Annotated in this window: 20 protein-coding genes; 7 read left to right on the top strand and 13 right to left on the bottom strand. The window is 53.8% G+C overall.

What is annotated here, in order from left to right; genetic code table 11:
• The first annotated feature begins 92 nt into the window (after positions 1-92).
• Positions 93-2,333, top strand: a complete 2,241-nt coding sequence (gene purL, locus IPH75_00410) for a phosphoribosylformylglycinamidine synthase subunit PurL (GenBank protein ID MBK7140523.1) — start codon at positions 93-95, stop codon at positions 2,331-2,333.
• 82 nt (positions 2,334-2,415) lie between these two features.
• Positions 2,416-3,135: a UDP-2,3-diacylglucosamine diphosphatase gene (locus tag IPH75_00405; protein MBK7140522.1), complete on the top strand. Its 720-nt coding sequence runs from the start codon at positions 2,416-2,418 to the stop codon at positions 3,133-3,135.
• Positions 3,136-3,143: 8 nt separating this feature from the next.
• Here the strand turns inward: IPH75_00405 and IPH75_00400 are convergent, their stop codons facing one another.
• The gene (locus tag IPH75_00400; GenBank protein ID MBK7140521.1) at positions 3,144-4,046 is read right to left on the bottom strand and encodes a site-specific DNA-methyltransferase; all 903 of its coding nucleotides are present in this window, start codon (positions 4,044-4,046) and stop codon (positions 3,144-3,146) included.
• A 280-nt stretch (positions 4,047-4,326) separates the two neighbouring features.
• On the opposite strand from IPH75_00400, the gene IPH75_00395 reads away from it, so the two are divergent.
• A complete protein-coding gene (locus IPH75_00395) occupies positions 4,327-5,793 on the top strand; it encodes a 4-hydroxyphenylacetate 3-hydroxylase (GenBank protein ID MBK7140520.1) in 1,467 nt (488 codons plus the stop codon).
• A 73-nt stretch (positions 5,794-5,866) separates the two neighbouring features.
• Here IPH75_00395 and IPH75_00390 read toward each other — a convergent pair whose 3' ends face one another.
• The 10 genes from IPH75_00390 to IPH75_00345 all read right to left on the bottom strand — a co-directional run bounded on the left by IPH75_00390 (position 5,867) and on the right by IPH75_00345 (position 14,442).
• Positions 5,867-6,451, bottom strand: coding sequence for a hypothetical protein (locus IPH75_00390; GenBank protein MBK7140519.1), 585 nt, complete (start codon positions 6,449-6,451; stop codon positions 5,867-5,869).
• Complete coding sequence (locus tag IPH75_00385) at positions 6,448-6,591, bottom strand: hypothetical protein (protein MBK7140518.1); 144 nt, start codon at positions 6,589-6,591, stop codon at positions 6,448-6,450. The genes IPH75_00390 and IPH75_00385 overlap by 4 nt, the downstream gene beginning before the upstream one ends.
• A gap of 9 nt (positions 6,592-6,600) precedes the next feature.
• Positions 6,601-7,290, bottom strand: a complete 690-nt coding sequence (locus tag IPH75_00380; protein ID MBK7140517.1) for a response regulator transcription factor — start codon at positions 7,288-7,290, stop codon at positions 6,601-6,603.
• Between the two features lies 1 nt (position 7,291).
• Complete coding sequence (locus IPH75_00375) at positions 7,292-8,254, bottom strand: HAMP domain-containing histidine kinase (GenBank protein MBK7140516.1); 963 nt, start codon at positions 8,252-8,254, stop codon at positions 7,292-7,294.
• A gap of 100 nt (positions 8,255-8,354) precedes the next feature.
• On the bottom strand, positions 8,355-9,299 hold the full coding sequence (locus IPH75_00370) for a chemotaxis protein CheV (GenBank protein ID MBK7140515.1): 945 nt from the start codon (positions 9,297-9,299) through the stop codon (positions 8,355-8,357).
• Between the two features lie 17 nt (positions 9,300-9,316).
• Positions 9,317-10,066, bottom strand: coding sequence for a HAMP domain-containing histidine kinase (locus IPH75_00365; GenBank protein MBK7140514.1), 750 nt, complete (start codon positions 10,064-10,066; stop codon positions 9,317-9,319).
• Between the two features lie 123 nt (positions 10,067-10,189).
• Positions 10,190-12,394, bottom strand: a complete 2,205-nt coding sequence (locus IPH75_00360) for a heavy metal translocating P-type ATPase (GenBank protein ID MBK7140513.1) — start codon at positions 12,392-12,394, stop codon at positions 10,190-10,192.
• Between the two features lie 42 nt (positions 12,395-12,436).
• Positions 12,437-13,069 carry a sigma-70 family RNA polymerase sigma factor gene (locus tag IPH75_00355; GenBank protein ID MBK7140512.1) on the bottom strand — a complete coding sequence of 211 codons (633 nt, stop codon included), beginning with the start codon at positions 13,067-13,069 and terminating at the stop codon, positions 12,437-12,439.
• A gap of 176 nt (positions 13,070-13,245) precedes the next feature.
• Positions 13,246-14,163, bottom strand: a complete 918-nt coding sequence (locus tag IPH75_00350; protein ID MBK7140511.1) for a M23 family metallopeptidase — start codon at positions 14,161-14,163, stop codon at positions 13,246-13,248.
• A gap of 138 nt (positions 14,164-14,301) precedes the next feature.
• The gene (locus tag IPH75_00345) at positions 14,302-14,442 is read right to left on the bottom strand and encodes a hypothetical protein (protein ID MBK7140510.1); all 141 of its coding nucleotides are present in this window, start codon (positions 14,440-14,442) and stop codon (positions 14,302-14,304) included.
• Positions 14,443-14,797: 355 nt separating this feature from the next.
• On the opposite strand from IPH75_00345, the gene IPH75_00340 reads away from it, so the two are divergent.
• Positions 14,798-15,559: an SDR family oxidoreductase gene (locus tag IPH75_00340; protein MBK7140509.1), complete on the top strand. Its 762-nt coding sequence runs from the start codon at positions 14,798-14,800 to the stop codon at positions 15,557-15,559.
• 11 nt (positions 15,560-15,570) lie between these two features.
• On the opposite strand, the gene IPH75_00335 is transcribed toward IPH75_00340, so the two are convergent.
• A complete protein-coding gene (locus IPH75_00335) occupies positions 15,571-17,313 on the bottom strand; it encodes a hypothetical protein (GenBank protein ID MBK7140508.1) in 1,743 nt (580 codons plus the stop codon).
• 171 nt (positions 17,314-17,484) lie between these two features.
• Between IPH75_00335 and IPH75_00330 the strand changes: the two genes are divergently transcribed.
• The 3 genes from IPH75_00330 (at position 17,485) to IPH75_00320 (ending at position 23,551) form a co-directional block, all read left to right on the top strand.
• On the top strand, positions 17,485-18,231 hold the full coding sequence (locus IPH75_00330) for a DUF4159 domain-containing protein (protein MBK7140507.1): 747 nt from the start codon (positions 17,485-17,487) through the stop codon (positions 18,229-18,231).
• A 92-nt stretch (positions 18,232-18,323) separates the two neighbouring features.
• On the top strand, positions 18,324-21,734 hold the full coding sequence (locus IPH75_00325) for a hypothetical protein (GenBank protein ID MBK7140506.1): 3,411 nt from the start codon (positions 18,324-18,326) through the stop codon (positions 21,732-21,734).
• Complete coding sequence (locus tag IPH75_00320; GenBank protein MBK7140505.1) at positions 21,731-23,551, top strand: tetratricopeptide repeat protein; 1,821 nt, start codon at positions 21,731-21,733, stop codon at positions 23,549-23,551. The genes IPH75_00325 and IPH75_00320 overlap by 4 nt, the downstream gene beginning before the upstream one ends.
• Here the strand turns inward: IPH75_00320 and IPH75_00315 are convergent.
• Positions 23,548-23,799: a hypothetical protein gene (locus tag IPH75_00315; GenBank protein MBK7140504.1), complete on the bottom strand. Its 252-nt coding sequence runs from the start codon at positions 23,797-23,799 to the stop codon at positions 23,548-23,550. The two genes, IPH75_00320 and IPH75_00315, sit on opposite strands and share 4 nt — an antisense overlap.
• Between the last annotated feature and the right edge of the window lie 146 nt (positions 23,800-23,945).

Raw genomic sequence — 23,945 nt, 5'->3', positions numbered from 1 at the left:
GCTGCAATCAGCAGCGGAAACAGCTTTTAGGTAGACCTTGACCTGACCAGTAGCGCCCCCTATATTCGACCCTTTCTAACCAGAGAGGCCCAATGGCAGACGGATTCACCCAGCCCAAAGTCACACCGGAAATGATAGCCAATCATGGCATTACGCCGGATGAGTACGAATACATCAAGAAGATCCTCGGACGCGAACCAAACTACACCGAACTCGGCGTCTTTTCGGTCATGTGGTCCGAGCATTGCTCGTACAAAAACTCCATCGCATTACTTAAAACCCTCCCGCGCGATGGCGCCAATCTGCTCTCCAAAGCCGGCGAAGAAAATGCCGGCGCGGTTGACATTGGCGATGGTCTGGCTGTGGTCTTCAAAATAGAATCCCACAATCACCCTTCCGCAATCGAACCATATCAGGGTGCCGCGACCGGTGTCGGCGGGATCCTCCGTGACATCTTCACGATGGGTGCGCGCCCGATCGCATCCCTCAACTCACTCCGCTTTGGATCACCGGACAATCCGCGAGTCCGCCACCTGGTCTCCGGTGTGGTCAAGGGGATCGGTGACTACGGCAATTCCTTTGGTGTGCCGACAGTCGCTGGTGAGGTTTTCTTTGATGATTCCTACACCGGTAATCCGCTCGTTAATGCCATGGCGGTAGGTATCGTCAAGAGTAACCAGCTCGCGTTCGGCAAAGCGGCCGGTACTGGCAACCCGATCATGATCGTGGGGAACAAGACCGGACGTGATGGCATCCATGGTGCGACCTTCGCCTCCGAAGAGATCAGCTCCAAGTCCGAAGAAAAACGCCCGTCTGTTCAGATCGCCGATCCATTCACCGAGAAATTGCTGCTCGAAGCTACTCTCGAGATCATTGAGCAGGACCTGATAATCGGTATCCAGGATATGGGAGCCGCCGGCCTCACCTGTTCATCCTCAGAAATGGCCGCCCGCGGCAAAGCAGGGATAGAGATAAATATCGATCTCGTCCCGGTCCGCGAACCGCACATGTCCCCCTACGAGATCCTCCTCTCAGAGTCTCAGGAACGAATGCTGGTTTGCGTTAAGAAGGGCAAGGAAGCCGCCGTGAAAGCGGTCTTCGACAAATGGGGACTTGATTCGACCATCGTCGGAAAAGTGACCGATGACCTCTTCATGACGGTCAAACTGAATGGCCAGATCGTCTCCCGCATCCCGGCAGATTCTCTGGTTCTCGGCGGCTCTGCCCCGATCTATCACCGCGAAACCAAGCGTCCGACTTATATGGACGATGTCAATAAACTCGACCTGAATGATTTCGCCCCGAACCGTAACTGGTCGGAGACCTTGGTACAATTGCTCGGGTCTCCCAACCTCTGTCATAAGGGCTGGGTTTTTGAGCAGTACGATTCCATGGTCCGCACAAATACGGCGGTCGGCCCCGGTTCTGATGCCGCGGTCCTTCGCCTCCGCAAGACCGACAAAGCGCTCGCCATGTCGACTGACTGCAACGCCCGCTACTGCTATCTCAATCCGCGCCTCGGCGCCCAGATTGCAGTGGCTGAGTCGGCGCGTAATATCGTCTGCTCCGGCGGCAAGCCGCTGGCCATCACCAACTGCCTCAATTTCGGCAATCCGTACAAGCCCGAGGTCTACTACTGCTTCGCCGAGGCGATCAAAGGAATGGGCGAGGCCTGCATCGCATTCGAAACCCCGGTCACCGGTGGCAACGTTTCGTTCTACAACGAGGATCCGGAGCGGGCAGTCTTCCCGACCCCGACTATCGGCATGGTTGGACTAGTCGAACACCTTGACCACATCACCACGCAATGGTTCAAGGAAAATGGCGATGTCATCTTCCTGATCGGCACCAACAAAGAAGAACTGGGCGGCTCAGAATATCTCAAGTCGATTCTCGGTCAGACGCGTGGCCCGATCCCTTCGCTTGATCTTCCATTCGAAAAGAAAATGCAGGAGACACTCCTCCATGCGATCCGGTCCGGGCTGGTCAAATCGGCGCATGACTGCTCCGATGGTGGCCTGGCTGTCGCACTGGCCGAGTGCTGTATTTCAAATCAAGAACATCAGATCGGTGCGACAGTCAAATTGAATGATTCTATCCGCCCGGACTGCCTCCTTTTCGGGGAAAGCCAGTCGCGCGTGATCGTCTCGGCCGATCAATCCAGCGCAAATGACCTGGAGAAGATATTCGGCTCAGCTGGCGTTCCGATCAACAGGATCGGCTCAGTGGGCGGGAGTCGACTGGTGATTGAATCCCTGATCGACATCCCGCTGGCCAGACTGGCGGACAGTTTCTACCATGCGATGCCGCGTTTCATGGAAAAGGTCGGATAACTAATACGGGTTCGGCCCTGATACACCAGGGCCGGCCTGAAATTGACTGTTTCACGGCGCACTCCGCCGCTATATTCACCTGATGGCGCTTTATCTTTTCTCTGATGCTCACCTCGGAACAGGGTCTCCTGAATCCGAACAAACCAAGCTGGCCAATATCGCACGCCTGTTTGAACTGGTGAAGTCTGATGGCGACCGACTGATCATCCTCGGCGATCTTTTCGATTTCTGGTTCGAATACAAACATGTTGTCCCGAAAGCCCATTTCGAAGTTCTCTTTCGCCTCCATGAACTCCGCGCCAGGGGCATCCAGATCGACTACATCTCCGGCAACCATGACTTCTGGATGGATGACTTCTTCGAGAAACAGATCGGTATCGTGGTTCATCGTGACACCCTGACTCTAGATTACGGCGGCAAAAAGCTCTTTCTCTGTCATGGCGATGGCCTGGCCAAAGCCGATTCCGGATACCGATTCCTTAAGAAAATCCTTCGCAATCGGTTTAATATCTGGCTCTATCGAAAACTCCCGCCCGACTGGGCCTACCCGCTCGCCAAGTGGGTCTCTGGTTCATCTCGCGAGTATACCTCGCGTCGAGACCATGAGTTCGCCAACGATTACAGGCAGTATGCTCAGGGGAAACTGGCCGAAGGGAACGATGTTGTCGTGATCGGGCATTTGCATATCCCGGTCTTTGAGAAATTCGACAACGGCACCTATATCAATTCAGGGGATTTCATTCACCACTTCACCTACGTGAAGCTGGACAATTCCGGGGTGAGTCTGGAGTACTTGAAGTAATCTGCCGATCAACCTTCGGCAAACGGGTCCATCCGCTGCCAGCCAAGTTTCCCTGTCGCACGAAACCTCTCCAACCGCCTGATCGTGATCTCCGCAAAAACCGGGTCAATATCGCAGGTGATGCATATTCTTCCCAAGCGCTCGCACGCCAGCAAAGTTGTACCGGCATGGGAGAAGAAGTCGAGCACCGTCTCCCCCGGCAGTGATGATGCAGTCACTATCCGCTCGATCGCCTTGAGCGGCTTCTGCGCATAACAAAGCGAAACATTCTCTTCCATCCGATAGAAGACCTGCTGAATATCGATCCAGACATTACCCGCCCGAAGAAACGGTGAGCGCGACCTCTCTATATTCTCCATCCGCTCTCCCCCGATCGTTTTGTAGTACCCCTTCAGCGCTTTTGGCATCTCGGTGTACTGCGGCTGAAAGAACGGTTCCCCTTTGGTGTAATACAGCAATTCCTGGCGTACCGCCATCCAGTTTTTCTGAGTGCCGTAACCGCGCTGATTCCGCATGGTCAGGAAAGAACGGGATTGAAACGACTGACCTTGCATCATCTGCATGAATTGCGGTAACGGCTGGTAATGGTTGTTCTGATCCGCCCCCAGCCAAACATACAGCGACGAGTTCTCCGCCAACCCCTGCTCGCTCAAATCCAGCCATTGCTCGCACCACGCGATATACTCCTCCACCGATCGCCGCTCGAACACTACCAGATTATACGGCGGATCCTGAACGGCCAGCGATGCCTTGGCTCGGCCATTCATGAGACGTGATACAAACTGGCTGTCCGTGCAGTCGCCGCACCCCACAACATGCTTCCCCTGCGGGTCGCTCCATATCTCTCCCGGGCGAAGGCGGCATTTTGGCAGGAGTGTTGCCTGATTCTCCGGCAGTTGCATATCGGTCATACTGTTAGTCAAGCGCACGACTCGCCCGTTGGCAAACTAAACTTTCTTGGCCCAAATCGTTTACTCGCAAGTATTCTTAAATCTCCTGCTCTTGAGTTGGAGAAATGTTCCGGAATCACGCAGTACGACTTGGCAGAGGGGAGCGCATTGCTCATTCACTCATTTTTCTTTTCAAAAGTCGATATAGTGATCAGCGCTAACATTGACCGTTTTGTCTTGTAATAATCCGGACTCAGGCTATATTTCAGCCAAACTATGCGTAACGCGAGGTAACTGAACGATGGCGATCAAAACATATGAGCAGTACATCGCATCTTTGAAAGCGATGCGCCCGAATATCTACAAATGGGACAGTCTGATCGAGGATGTCACCACTCACCCGGCGACCAAACGAACGGTCGAAGGTCATGCCTGGACATTCAAGGCCGCCGCCGATGAAAAACTCCGCGACAAGGTAACCGCGAAATCGCACCTGACCGGCGAACCGATCAGTCGCTATCTCTCGATCATCATGTCCGCCGAGGACCAGTTTGCCAACAGCGATATGAAGCGGTTGATGTTCCATCTCACCGGCACCTGCACCGGCGGACGGTGCGCCGGCTGGACAGCCATGAACGCAATGTTCAACACCACCTTTGAAATGGATCGCGATCTGGGAACCGATTACCACCAGCGTCTGCTGACCTGGCTCCGTTCCGCCCAGGAGCGGGATATCACCTGCGCCGGAGCGCTGACCGATGCCAAAGGTGACCGCGCCAAGTCCCCGAGTGCTCAGGATGACAAAGATGTCTTCCTGCATCTGGTTGAGAAACGCAAAGATGGCATTGTCGTCCGTGGCGCCAAATTGATGATCTGCGGCGTGGCTGCCGCCAACGAGATTTTCATCATCCCCGGCACAGGCTACAAAGAGGATGAGACCGACTTTGCGTTGTCATTTGTGATTCCGCGCGATATCGAGGGGCTCACCATCGTTGAGACCCGTCATCCCAGCGATACCCGCGATGAAGAAGACGGGTTCGACAATCCGGTCAAAGAGGGCGGCATCACCCAATCCTTCCTCTTCTTCGAAAACGTATTCATCCCGAACGAACGTGTTTTCATGTGCGGTGAAACGAAATATACGATGTCAACGATCGGCTATTTTATCGGTCCGTATCGCGCGGCGATTGGCGGCTGTGTTGCCGGTCAGGGTGATATCAAGATCGGCTCGGCAATTTTGACCGCCCGAGCGAATGGTCTGTCATCCAAAGTCTTCGCCGACAAATTGACCCAGATGTATATCAACAATGAAACGACCTACGCGGTCGGTATCGCCGCGGCGGCGCGTGGAAAGAAACATCCCTCCGGCGCATGGCTCTGTGACCCGTTGCTGTCAAATGTCAACAAAGTCCACGTCGCTACCTTGCCATATCAGACATCGGTGCTGGCTCAGGATATCGCTGGCGGTATTGCCGAGACCGGCTGTATGCCGTCGTACAAGGATTTCCAATCCAAAAAGTACGGACATCTGATCAAGAAATATTTGACCGCCAAAGCCGATGGCGAGACGCGCGCCCGTGCGGCTCGATTAGTTGAATGGTGCACGATCGGCGGAGGCGTGCCGGGATGTATGCATGGCGGCGGTTCACCCGATGGCGCCAAATTGGTGATTCGCGCAACCGCGAAGCTGGAAGATAAGGTCGAGATCGCCAGGAAGATCGCCGGCATCAAAGAACCGCTTCTTGATCCAGTGCCAGTGAAGAAATAGTCCCGAGTGTAATCTATATTAATGGCTTGTCTTGGGTCAACCGAGACAAGCCATTTTCAGTTAGTGCTTTTTCTCAGCTAGCTTTGGCTATGTTTTTCGCCACCGCTGATGCCTTTACTCGTTCATCCTTGCCGTTCCCCAAACGAAACATCCCCAGAATGAACCCATCGTCACGGTAGATCGTCACTTCGACGATTTTGACCGGCGATCCATTGAGAATCTTATCTAGCACCATGTAGGTAAATGCACTAGTGAAGTGCGACGCACTCGTACCGGACGACTCATCCTCGCGAGCAAGCGTGTCCTGCTGAGGCACAGCATACTCCGATGCAAGGATGCATCGAATTGAGATGTATCCACCTGTTGGCATATTTTCGTAGTGTCGAATACCATGACTCGATGACAGCTCACCGCGAACCTGCTCGACAAATACTGAGTGAAAGAGACTGGTCCCTCGATCCAGCTTTACTCTGGCTCGATCATTGTTTGTAGTAAGTGTATCGGGGAGCGAATCCACCGGCACAATCGACCAGTTCCTGATTGCAAGAGTCTCAGATGACAACGATGAAACCCGCAATTTTGGCCCGCAGGCGAACGAGACCAACCCCAAAATGATCGCAAGTGTGGCAAGTGTGATGATCCGTCGATGACCGTTCATTGGGAATTGCTTCCGCTTTCCTTTTGACGCTCCTCCCGTTCTTTCTTCCACTCCTTCCGGATCTGTCGAAAGACGAGAAAAAAAACGACAAACGCCGCCAGGCTCATAATGGTCGCAAGGACTATGAATATTGTCGGCATAGATGTATCCTATCGGTTGAACCGATACCCCACCGCGCGAATGGTCTCAATATACTTCGGCTCTTTCGGATCATTTTCAAATATCTTGCGAAGTTTGAGAATGAAATTATCGACAGTCCGATTGGTCGGATAGATATGATACCCCCAAACAGCATCCAGCAACTGATCGCGGCTGACCACTTCATTCGCCCGCTCGATCAGATACTTGATGACCATGCACTCTTTGCGGGTTAGTTGATGCTTCCCCCCCGGCCCTTCTGCCACAAACGTCTTGAAGTTGATCTTCCGACCATCAAACTCATATTCATCCGAGACAGCATCCTCGGCCGCCAACCAGGCCTGACGGCGGAATATCCCCTGAATTCGCGCCAACAACTCCTGCACATTAAACGGCTTGGTGATATAGTCATCTCCCCCGGCGAGCAGTCCCTCGACCTTCTGATCGGACTGATCGCGGGCAGTCACAAACAGCACCGGCAACGTGGCGCCAGCCGCTCTGATCTTTTTGCAGATGGTCAGGCCATCAACCCCCGGCAACATGATATCCAGTAGCACCAGATCGAATATGCCGCGCTGGTATGTATCGAACGCGTGATTGCCGTCAGCAACATGGACGACCTGATACCCCTCCGCCTCCAGATTGAGGATCAGTCCATCGGCAAGGTGCTGGTCATCTTCGACAAGAAGGATCGTTTTCATATCAGCTCTTTTTGAGACTTATCGTAAAGGTTGCCCCTTTGCCGGGGCCGTCTGATTCGGCAGTCACTGTCCCGCCATGGGCGCGGATGATCTCTCGGCAGAGAAACAGTCCCAGTCCGGTCCCCGCCTGCGTCCGCGTCATTTCATCGCCGACGCGGTAAAAGCGGTCAAAGATCGCCTTGTTGTCTTTCTTCTCGAATCCTATCCCGCGATCGGTGATCGTCAGCGTGATCCGTCCCGATATCTCTTTCAATTTCAGATCGATCTGGATCCCGGAGCCATCATGATACTTGAGACTATTCTCAAGGATCGAATCGATGGCCCTCCCCAGCGCAAGCTGGTCGCCATCAATCATGATATCCGGCTGAATCTCATCTGTCACCTGTTTGGCCACCGACGAAGGAAGTCCGCGAACTACCGCCACTCGCTCGCGGACCAGATCGCTCAAGTTCACATCGATCTTGTTGAGGCGGTAGCCACTCCGTTCAAATCGGCCGGCATCGAGTATATTCTGGACCAGGTGTTCCAGCCGGGCGACATCCTGCTGGATCTTGGGGATGATCGTCTCCTTCTTCGATGCCTCTATTTTGGGAGACTGAATCGTGTCCAGATACAATTTGATCGAGGCGAGCGGCGTTTTCAGTTCATGCGTTACCGCCATCAGGAAATTCTGCTGGTGAAATTTGAGTTCTTCCGTCTTTACCAACGCTCGGTAGATCAACCACCCACCCAGCAGGATCAACAGGATAAGAAATACCCCTTCCATGCCGAGCATGATCTGGCGGCTGATCTCCTGCTGATGGATCTGCTCGAGCATCTCGGGCGATGCTCCAAGTTGTTGGGCGATCTCCACCTTTTCATCCACGAGGTGGGCCATGAAGATGATCCACCAGACCGCCAAAGCAAGGGCCGTTAGGGCCATGAAAAGAAAGAGCGCCAATGCGGATCGCGGAGAGAATGACATAGGGAAAAAGCTATACTATGCGAGGGCGAAGGGCAACTATAAGTTGCGGGAGAAGGGCGATAACCCTCCCCTCGCTGAAATCGGGTAACTTGACTTCTGGCTAGACCGTCGCCGCTTCCAGCAGATTCGGCATCGTCTCCGGCGTATAGCCGTCAAATTCGACCTTTTCACCACGAATCAGCTTGTCTGCGGTTATCATCAGTTGATTCAGATTCAGCTTGGTGATGTGAGCATCGGCTTTGAGGAACGCCGCTCTCGCTTTCATCCCAACATCGCCAATCGACGAATAAACGATCACCGGCGTATTAGGCCGTTCCGATTGTCTGACCCGCAACGTAAACGCCAGACCATCCATGCGCGGCATCTCGACATCGGAGACCACCAGGTCGAAAGATTGCTTCTGGAATGCCTGCCAGGCCTCCTCGCCGTCGGTCGTTTCCACGACCTCAAATCCATATTCCGACAGCTCATTCACCAGCATCGCGCGGACAGCCGGTGAGTCTTCGGCGATCAGGACGCGACGCCCTGCAAAGTTGGCTTCTCCCTGGTAGGACTGGATGCTCATATCCTTCAGCTTGGGACAGAGATCCAATAGAATAGTCTCGTAGTCGAGAAGCTGAACCATTCTATCTTCGGTCGGTTTGACGATCCCGATAACGTACTTGTACTTGACTCCCGCCAGCGCGGTCTTGGCATCGATCACATCTTCCCACCGGAAATGGTGTATCCAATCAACGCGGTCGATCGCAAACCCAGTCTGCATTCCAAAAAACTCCGTCACGATCACATTCTTGTGAACAGAAGGTTCCTTGTTGATCCCGAGGAAATACGCAAGATCCAGGACCGGAACCAGATGATCGCGATCTTTAAAGACCCCTGTCACGGCAGGCGGAGCCTGAGGAACTCGCGTGAAATCAACCAGCTTCTGCACGATCTTGCTGACCTTGAGAATATTGATCCCGAACGACATGCCGTTCGTCCGATATTCCAGGACACGCAGCTCATTGGAGCCCGACTTGAGATATGATTCTGCATCAAATGCCATGATCTTACTTCTCCCGCCTATGCTTTCTGCAGGGTCACCGCGAAGACAGCTCCACCGGATGGATGGTCAGTTGCCTGGATGATTCCCCCCATTGCTTGGATCGCTAATTGGCAAAAATAAAGGCCAAGTCCCACGCCCCGGTGTTTTCCCTGAGCGCGCAAATGAACCTGACCGAACTTCTCAAACAGAATGGATGGATCAACATCGCCAAATCCGCTCCCGCCATCGAGTACCTCAATGGTCACAGTCTTTTCCGCATGGCTGATGGAAGTGGTTATAGCCTTGCCCGAAGGCGTATGCCGAACAGCATTGAACAGCAGGTTGTCCAGCACTCGGGCTAGTAGCCGGGTATCGCCGATCGCTTCGACTCCGGTTGCAGGAAACTGCGTCAAAAGAGTGATCTGGTTCTCCGCCGCTGAGGCAGTGGCAAGAATGACCGCATTCTCAACTGTCGACTTGAGATCGAACGGCTCCTTCTGGGCGCTCATCCCCTGTTCTCCGCCTCGAGCAACCGCCAGCAGATCGTAAACAATTGACTCTGCGCGTTCGACCGCAATTCGGGAGGAGCTGACCAACTGCCGGTGTCTCGGTTTGGTCAGATCCAATTTCTGTTCATCGAGCAATTTCAGGATATATTTCATTGAGGCCAGTGGCGATTCCATGTCATGAACAAACAAGGAGAACAGCTCGACCCAGTTTTCCTGTTCGGTTGTTCTGTCCAGATCGCGCGCGGCGGCGGGCGACTGCCTCTGGTCAATTTGCGTCACGGTAATCGATTCCCCTTTTGATTACATATAGTTATCGGAGGAGAACCTATGTCGAACAGCAGGCAGGAAGAAAAGCACTCGGCCCAAATGGGGAGTGTTCAGAATCTGAACAACAGATCCAGATCAGAGCTTGATCCGCGCGAGGCGGAGCGAATTGAGCACCACAAACAGCGATGAAAACGACATCGCTCCAGCAGCGATCATTGGCGACAACGTCCAGCCGGTCAATGGGTAGAACAGACCGGCAGCCACAGGGATAGCTATGACGTTGTAGAAGAATGCCCAAAACAAATTCTGTTTGATCACGCCGAGAGTAGCCCGAGAAAGTTTCAACATGCGGGTCAGCAAATGCAAATCGGGCCGAAGTAGTACTACATCGGCGGCCTCGATAGCTATATCCGTCCCACCCGCCACGGCTATACCGACATCCGCAGCCGCCAGCGCCGGGGCATCATTAATCCCATCCCCGACCATCGCAACGATCTGCCCGGAGCGACGGTATCCGTCGAGAATCCCCTTCTTCTGTTCGGGGCGAACCTCCGCTACGAACTCGATCCCCAATTTGCCCGCGACGGCCGAGGCAGTCACTGCATTATCTCCGGAGAGCATGACCACCTTCTCTAATGATTGCTTCAGTTCGGTGACCACCGGCGCGGCATCGGCACGCACCGTATCAGCAACGGAAATGACCCCAATCGCACGGCCATTCAGAGCGACATAGACTACTGTACGTCCTAGCGCCATCTCAGCCTCAGCCGCAGCTCCCGCGAGTCCGAGCGTGACGGCCGACTCCTGCATAAGCGCCAAATTCCCCACTGCCAGAAGCTGCTCATCATGTCGAGCAGTCATCCCGAATCCCGGCCGTGACTCTATCTTCTCAAGTTTAACCGGAATGTATTCCTGATCTTTTACATAGCGGTGAATCGCCTTACCGATCGGGTGTTCTGAATGGCATTCCAGCGAGCCAAGCAGTGACAACAGATGTTGATTGGGAAGCCCGCCGAACCCAGCCAGATGAACCACCTGAAGTCGCCCTTCGGTCAATGTTCCGGTCTTGTCGAACGCCATGACGTTGACACGTGAGATCTGCTCGAGAATATCCCCCCCGCGTATCAGGATCCCGGCGCGTGCGGCTCGACCGGTCCCGGCCAACACCGCAGTTGGCGTCGCCAGTCCAAGAGCACAGGGGCACGAAATGATCAATACTGCAATGAAGGCTTTGACCGCCATCGAATCCTCAGGCGCAAGGATCAGCCAACCCACCAAGGTAAGAGTCGCCAGCACCAGGACAATCGGGACAAAAACTCCCGCAACCGTGTCGGCCAATTTCTGCACCGGCGCTTTGACGGATTGTGCTTCGGAAACCATCCGGATCACCATCGCCAGATAGCTTTCCGCTCCGGCGCGGGTCACGTCCATTTTGAACGGCGAATTTCCGTTAAGCGATCCTCCGATCACCGTATCGCTTAGCTTCTTTTCAACCGGGATCGATTCTCCGGTCAGCATCGATTCATCCACGATCGGTGCACCGTCGGTCACGACACCATCGGCAGCGATTCGCTCGCCGGGTCGCACCAGCAAGGTCATCCCCGGACGGATCATGTCCGGCTCAAGTTCGATCTCGATGCCGTTGATGAAACCTGTCGCCTTGGCTGGACGAAGGCGCAAGAGCGCTTGAATCGCTTCACCAGCCCTTCCTTTGGCGCGAGCCTCGAGATAACGACCGAGCAGGATCAGCACGATGATCATTCCGGCAGAATCGAAATAAAGCGCCTCATGCAGACCAACCGACGTCTGATACAGCGCCCAGAGACTCCAGCCAAAAGCGGCCACCGTGCCTATCCCGACCAGTGAATTCATGTTGGCACGCAAATGTCGGGTCTGCAGGGCAGCATCAAACAGAATGGAGTGACCAGTATACAAGAGGATAAAGCCAGCCGTGACCGCCTGAATGAGACCATCCCAAAGCATGGAGATGATTGGCTGATGACCGTTCAACATCGGTCCCATGCCGAATACCATGAGCGGGATCGAGATCACCAGCGCGATCAAAAACTGCTTGCGGGCATCGCGCGTTTCGTCAGCATTGGCAGTCAGAATATCCGGGGTGGCAATACTCGCCTTGAAGCCGAGCTCGTGAATCTTCCGAATGATATCCGTTTCGGAAAGTCGGGCGGGGTCAAAGGAAACGGTCGCTGAATTCATCAGCAGATTGACCTGCGAGCTGTCGACTCCGGCCAGATCGGAGAGACCTCGCTCGATCGAAGCGACACAACTCGCGCAATGCATTCCTTCTATTTTCAGACTCAGCTTTTCTATACTCGCCATAAAGAATGATCCGTCACAGCCTCAGGAATAAGGGTCTTAGCTTCAGCGAATGCCGAACAGCATAAGAAGTTGCGGGCACCTGCGCAAGAGGTCCTTGCGGATCTTGGTCCGCGCACGGTGCAAATACCAGCGGACAGTCGCCTCCGGCACATCGAGCATGACCGCCACGTCATCAACTCGACATCCTTCCATGTCGCGCAAGACAAACGCGGAACGTTGCCTGGTATTCAGCGACAGCGTCGCCTGCCGAATGTACTCAACTAACAACTCCCGATTTCTCAGTGTTTCCGGGTTTTCCGCCAGTGATTCGAGTTTGTCGTTATAACTCTCCAGCGATTCATGGCGGAAGCGTTTGGTTTTGCGCAGATGATCGATCGCGCAATTCACGGTGATCCGATAAAGCCAGGTATAGAATTTCCGATTCTCATCGAATCGCCCGAGATTGGCCGCCATTTTCACGAAGACTGCCTGGGTGATGTCTGCGGCTTCATCGTAGTCGTTGGTGATGCGGTATGCCAGCGAGGCAACTTGCTTGCGATAACGCTGCATCAATTCGGCGAACGCCAATGTATCCCCCGTCTTGCAGCGGATGATCAGTTCCCTGACCGCGCGTTCATCCTCGCTGTCCCGCACTTCCGATCGGCGCCCGGCATGATTCTCTTCCCCTGATCTCATCTTGCCTGCCTTACCTCTCCCTGATTGTTCAACAGTCTCAAACAAGTGGAGGTTCCATGCGTATGCCACTCCCCAGACTAATAACGACCACCTCTCCCTCCAAGGTGTGCCATCGATTGCCAAAAAAAACACCGCCTGAAAGGCGGTGTTCATGAATTCTGTATCAAGTCCAGAGCTTAATTGAGAATATACTCCATCGGATTGAGCGCTTTACCGTTCCGGTAAATCTCATAGTGGAGATGCGAACCAGTCGAATAACCGGTCGACCCCATCAAACCGATCCGGTCACCCCGTGCGATCTCCTGACCGCGCTTGACCAACACCTTGGACATGTGGCCATGGCGAGTGACAAAACCGTAACCATGCTCAACTACCACTAGATTGCCGAGACCGCCTGAATCCCAGCCGGCAAAAATCACTTTCCCCTTGGCCGGGGCAATGATCGGCGTTCCAGGTTGAGCGGCGATATCGATCCCGCGGTGCATCTGCTTATAGCCGGTGAAAGGATCGTAGTGCATTCCAAACCCGCGAGAGAACCAGCCTTTGGCGGGCCAGATCGACGGTGTATGGTCAAGACGTTCCCGTAATCCAAGCAACGCCCCTTCGATCTCACCATATTTAGAGAACTCGAACTCAGTCTGCTTGAGCAGCTTGTCAACCTCTGCTTCAGTCGCGACCGCGATCTCCTCACTTTCAGACTTCGGGAGCCAATCCATAGCATCGGGACCACCGATACCAAGCTGGCGCTCCTGCGGGCTGACTTCCGGGAGATTAAAGAGGGCGCGAATGGCGGTCTCTTTCTGCGCCAACTGGTCAACGCGCGTGCTGACCTCGTTGAGCGTAGATTTGATCGCCTGATACTTCTGGGTAAGCCGCTGGTTTTCGTTTCGCAGACGGGCCATTTCGTCCTCGTTCACCTTGGAACCAAAGAAGGAGGAGAGCAGAAGTGAACTGGCGAATAGCAGAACGATCATCGCGGCCGGCACGTAGATCAGCCAGGCAGCGCGAATCGTCAGGCGTTTCAGAGCGCCTTCCGTTTCATGCAGAAACCAAAACGTGACTTTATTTTGCCACAATTTGCGTAATTGACTCATGTAATGAACCCCAACGTAAAAACCAAATCCTCCCCAAAGTCCCTTCCACTAACAGAATACGAGCGACCCGTCGGCCGACTCAAGTTTCGAAGCTACCGCCGGCCCTACCCGCTGTCAAGTGAAAAAACCTCCGGAGAACTACTTGATAAGCACAAACTCCTTGCGCAGTATCTTGTTGACTATCTTCGCCAACTTATCTCCTTCAAGATTCTGCAGACTGTACAGGTGCCAATAGTTCTTCTTGGGCATCCCGCTCACTCGTTTCTTTGCTGTCGCCATGGTTCGGTCCTCGATTCTTCCTGTCTGCCCGAAAGGATGGGACTCGTACCATACTCTTTCTATCGGGCATTCCAGATAAACCTTAATTGTCCTGACTATCCCTTTGCAGATACCATGCCGCAATTTCCTGACAGCCAAACATTCCACTGAAAACATTAAGTAGTTGCATCACAGCCATATAAAGCGACGATAGTAGACCACTGAGATTATTGGCCCCAAATCTCCTGTTCAGACTATGGGCGAATTGCCATCCTTATGAGCAGCCATCCATAGCGAAATGCAGCGGTTCTGGGACCTGCCGGTTGACTAAACAGTCAAGGGGGACTACATTTGGGGCCTCAGGAAAGGACCATTCATGTCTCATTTACAGGGGAAGACAGTATTTGTGACCGGCGCATCGTCAGGGATTGGCGAAGCGACCGCTCAAAAATTCGCCCAGGCCGGTTGTAAGCTGGTTCTAGCCGCACGCCGGTTCGAACGGTTGCAGGCCGTTGCGTCAAAACTGCCGACCAAGTGCCACTTGATTGAATTGGATGTTCAGGATCGGCTGGCCGTGGAACAGGCAGTCGCTTCGATCCCGCCCGATTTTGCCGCCATTGATATCCTGGTGAACAACGCCGGCAAGGCCCGTGGCCTGGCCAAACTTCACGAAGCTGACATCGCCGATCAGGAAGAGATGATCAATACCAATGTGAAGGGGTTGCTGTACTGTACCCGCGCAGTCGTCCCCGGTATGATCAAACGACAGTCAGGTCATGTCATCAATATAGGTTCGATCGCCGGCCACGATGTTTACCCTAATGGCTCGGTCTACTGCGCCAGCAAGTTCGCCGTCGACGCGCTTACCAAGGGACTTCGCCTCGATCTGGTAGATACTCCGATCCGTGTTTCAACTGTCGACCCCGGGGCGGTCGAAACAGAGTTTTCGCTGGTCCGATTCCATGGAGATGAAGAGCGAGCCAAAAAGGTCTACCAGGGATTCAGGCCGTTGGCCGCCGAGGATGTCGCCGACGCGGTTCTCTGGGTCGCCGAACGCCCGGCGCATATCCAGATCGCCGAAGTGATCATTCTCCCGACCTCGCAGGCGAACGCCTACGTCACTCACAAAACGCAGTGAGCTGACCGAGCTTACTTCTTCTGGCCGACCGCTGCGCTGAAACGCGCCTGACGGACTGGGTCTGGTGTACTGCGGAAATAAAAATCTTGGAAGAACTCGTAGCTGTTTTTGGCAAGGTCTGGCGGTAAATACGGAAGCTGCGGGATCCACGTATCCAGAAAACCCGGGATATCAATGAACCGTACTTCCGGGTATTGCCGAAGTTTCTCCATCACCTCACCATTGTATTGAAGGATTCGGGCAGAGTACCCCCCAAACGAAATCTGGGTCAGCGAATCAGCCAAACTCCCTGGTACGGCGATCCCAACCAGCATAAACTCCACCCCGCGTGAGTTAAGATAGTCGAGCGGCGCGGTTTTTTCGTGACCGGGCCTTCCGCGCTTGGCTAACGGAAGGTGAGCGATGTATGAATCGGTCAGACCGGTAGCGGCTTCTATCGCCACGGGGACTTCAGAGTAATAAACCTGCATGGCGTGCTGTCCGCGGAACGCCACCTGCACATCGAGCCCTTCCAGATACCGCCGCAACTTCTCCCCCTGCATCCGTGCCGTCTCATAGTGCGAAGGCGGATAGTACGCCGGTTCATTGGCAATCCCGGAGATCTGCGCTTTCGGCTCGGCCTTGTACAGGTCGACCCGCAACAACATCATGGCCGCAAGCAGGAGTGTAAGACCGATCGCCAGATCGCTTCTCTTAACGAGCGCACGAACTGACATTTCAATAAGCAATAGTAACAGCGGCGTGACGACGATCCAGAATCGCCCGAACATGAAATCCCCGCCGACTTTCATCACGTAGATCAGGTACGGCACGACAAATAGCAGCGCCAGGACAAACCCTCGCCAAAGCGGGCTCTCAATTACTTTGCTCCCCTGAACCCGCATCAATGCAATGACGGCAACCGACAGAGGTACCAGAAAAAGGAGGTAGTACGATTTCAGATATACCCAGAGATAGATCCATCCCTGACTCCAATAAGAGAGATCGCCGGATTTAGCATAGTAGGTATTCGGGAACAAGAAACCGTAGTAGCTATACCGCCAGATGAAGTACGGTAGATACAATAGTGCCACCGGGAGCCCGTACCAGATCAATGGGCGTAATTTTCGTTCCGTCACCAGCAAAAAGACTCCACCCATCACGGCAAACAAGAGACCATCGGGTCTCGCCAAAGAAGCCAGGGTGAGAAGAAATCCTGCAGCCAGCAGTTCGCGATTCGCTTTGGCTGTGACCAGGGTCAGAAATCCGAACATCACCAGGGCAGTCGTGAACATTGTCTCCAGGCCACTGGTGGTGTAAACATGCATCTCGTGATGAAGCAGTAGCAGTAGCGCCGCGACAGGCAGGAAGATCCTCTGCCGGCCGTCGCCTCCAAAGAGTCGGAGTGAGGTCAGACCGGTTGCTACGACCACCGCGAGGAAAGATATCCCTCCCAGAACCAGCGACAGTGGTACCGGGTCAATTCCCACCCTCATGCCGAGAGCAATGATCAGCGTCCAAAGGAAATTGGAGTACCCCTCAACCTTTTCGCCCAGGTTGTAGACCAAACCATGGCCATCTATGAGGTTTTTGGCGTAGCGGAATGAGATAAACGCGTCATCACAGACCCACCAGTTCGTGACGACCATCACAATCGCATAAACCACTGCCAGACCCAGCAGTATATAGACCCCTTTCTGCAGGTTGGACTTAGCGAACAAACCGGCAGACGGCTGGCCTGAAGGAGATGATTGCTGACGTGACGAACGACTCATTACCTGGCTGTTTTCCTGTCTGAATGGAATCCCGTTTCGGAAATATAAAAGATCCGGCCCTTTGCGCGAGTCTTAATTCTCCGTTAACCTGATGAACAAAAGCGAACTGATGTATGGTCGAGGACGCTCTTTTTTGGTCGAAGTCGCCTCTTTGGACGTATATTAGGAAGTATGGGTAAGATATTCTCTAAAATTGCGATATGCAGTCTGATTCTCGGTGCTGCTTTGGCAGGCAACACTGTCAGTCAGACCACACCCGGAAATCAGGTACCCATTCCGATACCGACGTCAAACTATCGGATGCCTCAGCAAGACCCGAATCCATCGTTGGTTCGTGTCGCTCGGCTCCATTACTCCGGTGGCGGTGACTGGTACTGGGGGGCATCGGCGATCCCAAACTTCCTTCGGTTCGTCAGAGAGAATACTGATTTCCCGGTCGACACACTTGAACGGCAGGTGACCATCATGGACCCCGATCTGTTCAAGTACCCATTCCTGTTCGCCACCGGACATGGAGTGATCAAGTTTAGCGCCGAGGAAAAGGAACGCCTCCGGACTTACCTGCTCGCAGGTGGGTTTCTTTTCGTAAATGACTCATATGGGATGGACAAAGGGTTCCGCGACGAAATGGCCACCCTCTTTCCAGAACGTCAGGTGGTTGACCTTCCATTCGATCACCCGATCTACCATAGTTTCTATGATTTTCCTAACGGTCCTCCCAAGATACATGAACATGACAACCAGGCGCCGCGCGGTCACGCCATTGTGATCGACGGTCGCGTCGTCGTTTATTTCCTGGTTGAGTCGGATATTGGCGATGGTTGGGAGGACTCACAAGTGCACAACGATCCGCCGGAAAAGCGGGCCGAGGCATTCCGCATGGGGCTGAACCTTTTGACCTATGCGCTGTTGAATTAAGTACTTACACACTTATGGCATCTATTCGGCCCCCGGGCTTGCCGATACTTGAATTGTACAACGCGATCTGACACAGTAACGAGGGATACGTCGTGACGAAAATTCAATCACGTGCTAACCTGCTGGACAAACTCCGGGCCGTCCTCCTGAAACAGCGGATCATCATGTTCATCGCCGGATTGGTGGTGACCGGGACGGTGCTGGCGCTGACTTGGCTCGGCCTCTCCCTCATTGCTCAGTTTGCCGTCCTTCCGGTCTGGCTGAAGTTGTCACTGCTGGCAGTCTCCGCCGGAGTGACGATCTTCTTTTTCACCCGCCATGCGTTGGTCAAACTGTTCGAGGGGAGTATCGACCATGTCGCGGTAGCATTGGAGCAAAAACACCCAGACCTTCAGGGCCGACTGATCGCCGCTGTCCAGTTTGCGCGAATGCAGAAAGATCCGGGATACTCCTCGGAACTGATCGAAATGACCGAACAGCAGGCGATGGAACGTGCCGGTTTGATGCGTCTCGACGAAGTGGTCAGCTATTATCCGGTCGTTCGAACCGGACGCTATCTCGCGGGAGCGGCAATACTCGGCCTTCTGCTGCTGTTCCTCTTCCCCGGCTTCTTCAGTTATTCATATGAAGTGTATTCCAATCCGACGACGGAGATCGCACCGCCATTGGCGTACAAGGTCCTCCCGAACCCGGCGAGTCGCGAATGGGTGAAGTATCAGGACATCACGATCGGCGCCGCTATCCTCGGAGCGCGAATCCCCGACCAGGCGGTCATACACTATCGACTTGCCGACGGAAGCTGGCAGTCCTCTGAAGTTCAACTGAAATCGCTCCCCAAGTTCGTATGCAACGATGGCGACTCTCTTTCAATCGGGCTAACCCTTCGCCAGGTAGCCAAGTCGCTTGACTACTATGTTGAGGCCGGTCGCATCAAAACTGAAGTCCAGAAGATCGACGTTGTAGACCGTCCGCGAGTCAATAATATCCAACTGGCTGTCTTCTACCCGGACTATACTGGTCTGGCCCCTACGACCCTGAATGAAAACAACGGGTCATTTTCCGCGGTCGTCGGAAGCCGGGTAACCATGAAGATCGAGACCAATCTCCCTGTCGCCAAAGCCGATCTGGTGTTCGATGACAAAACCGAGAAGTCGTTGACTATCGAGGGAAAAAACGGCGAATTGACTCTCCAGGTGTTGGCCTCACAATCATACCATATCAGACTGCAGGATCATCTGGGCGAGCTCAACCCTGATCCAATCGAATATTACATCACAGCCATTCCGGATGAATATCCAATCGTGGAAGTACTCTATCCCGGATTTGATGCCAACCTCACTGATGAAATGCTTCTGCCGCTCAAGGTTCGGATCTCCGATGACTACGGGTTCACCTCCCTGGTGATGAAATATACCGTGACCGCGCAGGGGAGCCGGTCCGAGGAACATGTGGCAGTACTCAATTTCTCCGATCGGATCAAAACCGAGGGCGAAGTTGAATTCAACTGGGACCTGGATCAGCTCAACCTCTTCCCCGGCGATTACGTGCAGTATCATTTTGAAGTGGCGGACAACGACCGGATCACCGGTCCCAAGATCAGCAAGTCGCGTCAGTTTATTGCGCGAATACCATCACTCGATGAAGTGGTCGCTGAGACCGAAGGCGAAAACAAAGAGCGCATCAACCAGACCCAGAACCTGATCCAAACAGGTAAGGACCTCGTACAGCGGCTCAAGAACGCGGCACGAAAACTGGAAGGACAGTCCAAGCAGGTCCAGCGCGCGGATTGGCAACAGCAGAAAGAGCTGGAAGCGATCGCCGAGAAAAACGCTGATATGCTGCAGGAGATCGAAAAGCTGGCGCAGAATATGGATTCATCGATGGAAAAGATGAAAGACAATGCGCTGATGAGCCGCGAGATCATGGAAAAAATGGAGCAGATCCAGAAACTGTTTGAAGAAGTCGCCACACCCGAAATGCGCGATGCGCAGAAAAAGATGATGGACGCGCTCAAACAGATGGATCGCCAAAAATTACTCGAAGCGATGAAACAGTTCGAACTGTCACAAAAAGAGATGATGGAACGACTGGACCGGACCCTCGCTTTGCTGAAAAAGATGCAGCTTGAACAGAAGATGGAAGCGATGGTGCGTAAAGCCGAGGACTTGGTCGCGCGGCAGGAACAAAGCAATGAGTCGACTGAAAAGGCTCCCTCCGATCAATTGCCTCAATTGAGCAAGCCCGAAGAAGAGATCAAGCAGGGACTCGAAGACCTCAAAAAAGAGGTAGCCGAAATGCGCCAGGCGATGAAAGACGCCCAGATGGAGAAATCTCCCGAAGCGCAGAAATTCGCCGAGGCGGTCGAAAAGACTGATGCCGAGCAGAATATGCAGCAAATGAGCCAGTCGCTGCAGCAACAACAGAAGTCAGAAGCCTCCGAGCAGGGAAAACAGGCCTCCAGCAAACTGCACCAGATGCTCTCCGAGATGCAGCAGCAACAGATGGCGATGAAAGGCGAGAATTCTGAGGCGGTCAAGCGGGCAATGCGTCGAGCGATCGATGACGCCAACTACCTGTCGTCGAATCAGGAGTCGCTTTTGAAAGAAGCCGCTGAGATCAGTCCCCAATCGATGGTCATGCGGGATATGGCGGAGAAACAGCAGGACCTGACTTCCGCCAGCAACGGCCTGAAGAATTCGATCGAAGAGATCGGCAAACAGTCCCCATTTATCGCGTCCGAACTGCAGGGCCTGATCCAGAAAGCGACCCAGAACATGGAACTGGCCACCCAGCAATTCGATGAAAAGCAGGGGATGCGTGCAGTCAATGAACAGCGCAACGCGATGATCAATCTCAATTTGGCGGCGCTTCGAATGATGGAATCGCTCGAACAGCAGAGCAATTGCGACAAGGGCGGCAACTGCGACAAAAACATGGCCAAACTCGAGCAAATGAGCCAGAAACAGAACGAACTCAATCAGCAGACTCAGCAGTGCAACAACCCCGGCCAGATGAAACAGGGCGAGGGGCGCCAGACACTGGAGCGACTGGCCGGCGAACAGGGTTCACTGCGGAAGTCGATGGAGCAACTCGAGCGTGAATTCGGCAATTCCCGCCAGGTGCTCGGTCGTCTCGATGATATCGCCAAGGAAATGAAAGAGATCGAAGAAGATATGCAGGATGGCGAGATCGGGCCGGCAACTACCGAGCGCCAGTTGCGCGTTTATTCCCGTATGCTCGAAGCGACTCGCTCGCTTCAGCGCAAAGATTTCACCGAACAGCGCAAAGCCAATACCGCTTCCGATAATCCGGTCTTCCTCCCCGAAGCGCTCTCCGCGGATATGCTGAACGATCGCGCGGCGTTCGAGGATCGCCTGAAGCAGTTCCTTGGGGATAAATACCCACCGCAGTATGAAGAGCAGATCAAGGCGTATTTCCGTGCCTTGCTCCAGGTGGAAAAACAGAACACCCCTGTGCAATCGGAGACGGCGCCGCCCCAATGATGATACTCCGAACGATCTCTCTTGCCTTCGTCCTGGCTCTTTCCGGCCTCTCCCCTGCTATTGCTCAGGGAATGCTTGAAGCACAGCCAATCGCGGCGACCGACAGCCGCCTCACCACTGCCCGCCAGTTGATGAAGAATCAGAACTGGGAGGCCGCTGCCGCAATGTTGGAGGTTGTCTACGAAACCGACACCGCCAACCAGACGGTCATCAATCTTCTGAAGAACTGCTATGGGCAGCTTAAGCAGTACGGGAAGATCGAAACGTTGGTCAGTCGACAGATTGAGTCCTCCCCGCTCAATATCAGCCTGCGGCTGGAACTCGCCGAAGTCCTCGCTGATCAGGGTATGGAAGAAAAAGCAATCGAGGCCTATCGGGCCGCCGAGAAATTGATTACGACGCCCGATCCAACTCGCCACCTGCTGGTTGTTCGCAGTGAATTGCGGCACGGACTCGAGGATGAAGCGCTTGAATTGATCGACCGACTCCGCAAACAGAGCAAAGATACGACGCTTTTCGCCCTGGAGCGCGGTGCGGTGATGGAAAGTCGCAAGAAATATGCTTCGGCGATTTCCGAGTATCTCCCGGTCCTGGCCGCTGACACGACGATGGAGGCGGTTGAGGTCGAACGGCGGATCATCCTGCTGTTGGATTTCCCCGAGTCATCGCAGGAAGTAGAGAAACTGCTGGTGGCAGAAACGCAAACAACGCAAAATAGCCGAGTGGTGAGACTCCTGGCCGATTACTACATTCGGACAAATCGGTTCGATCAGGCGTTTACCTTTGCTACTAAACGAGATTCACTCGAGAAGATGCAGGGTCAATCCCTCGTCTACCTGATGCGCCAGTGTTACGACCGCAAGTTATACAGCGAGGCGGCTCGATTTGGCGAGTGGATCATCAGTCGCCACGGCGGTTCTCCCTCACATATCGAGGCGCGCCTCTACTACGCCCGATCGCTGGCGCGAATCGGCAAGACCGACCAGGCGTTTGCGCAGTTCGACACGGTGGCGGCTCGTTCTCCGCGCGATGCCGACCGCGGACAAGCGATGTTTGAAGCCGGGGATATCTATTTCAGCCTGCTCCACGACTACCCGAAAGCGCTCGCCTGTTTTGATTCAGTTATCTCGCGCTATCCGGTCGGGATGGGGTATGTTGATGCCCAGCGAAATCGTCCATTCTGTTATCTTCGGATGGGAGATCTGGAGGCGGCCCGGCGAACCTTCACGTTTCTGCGAGAACACCCGATGACCGATGACCTGGAGGAAGAAAGCTCGTTTCACCTTGGCCTGATTCACCTCTTTGAAGGGCGCTACGACTCGGCCGAAACCTCGTTCCGAAAACTGCTTGTCGACCATCCGAGCGGATTTTACATCAACGATGCATTGCAGTTGATCATGGTGTTGACCCAGGCGAAAGATGCCCCCGACCTTCTGTCAGACTATGGCCAGGCGCTGTTTACACAGGAAAGACGGGCATACGACTCAACGCGGATCTGGCTCGACCGGATCGCAAGGGCCGAAAACAATGTTCTGGCGGATGTTGCCCTCTATCGCCTGACTCTGGTCAATCTGCAGATGGCCGATTCAGCGGCAGCCATGGAGAGCATCGAAAGACTCGACAGCGGCTATACCGACTCGTACTACCGACCGTACGGCCTCAAAGTAAAAGCTGATATGCTGAGTGGTAGTCGGGCGACGGTTGAAACGGCCCGGTCGATCTACAAACTACTGCTGGAGCAGTTCCCCAACTATCCGTTTGCCTCGGATGTCCGGAAACGGTTGAAACAGATTGAGACGGATTTCAAGGTCGGCTAATAGTCAGCTCGACTCCGCTGATTCTCTGATTCCATCCTCTTGATCTGCTGCTCGAGATTGAATATCCGATTTTCGTAGTGCTCCATCCGCTTCTCTTTCATCTTGGAAGTCGTTCTTACCAACAGCCCCAGAGAGAGCAGCATAAACAGGACAGAATTTACTGTCCTAAAGATCTCCCCCATATTCATGATGGAATCCACAAAAGCCAGGATTCCTAGCGCAAAAAGCAGTCCAACCCACATAAACATGAGAATTCCTCCATCCACACACCGGTCTTCCGGGTAAAATTATCGTTGTGCTTTTACCCGGTATGGTTATATTCAGCCTTCTGCGTAACGCAGTTATTTCCATGTATATTATCGGTTTAGACGGATATCTGCTTTAGGAGGAGATT

It is taken from the genome of bacterium, assembly GCA_016708025.1.
Lineage (GTDB): Bacteria > Zixibacteria > MSB-5A5 > GN15 > FEB-12 > FEB-12.
Note: the sequence above shows the minus strand (reverse complement) of the source record. Positions and strands in the feature narration are given on the sequence as shown.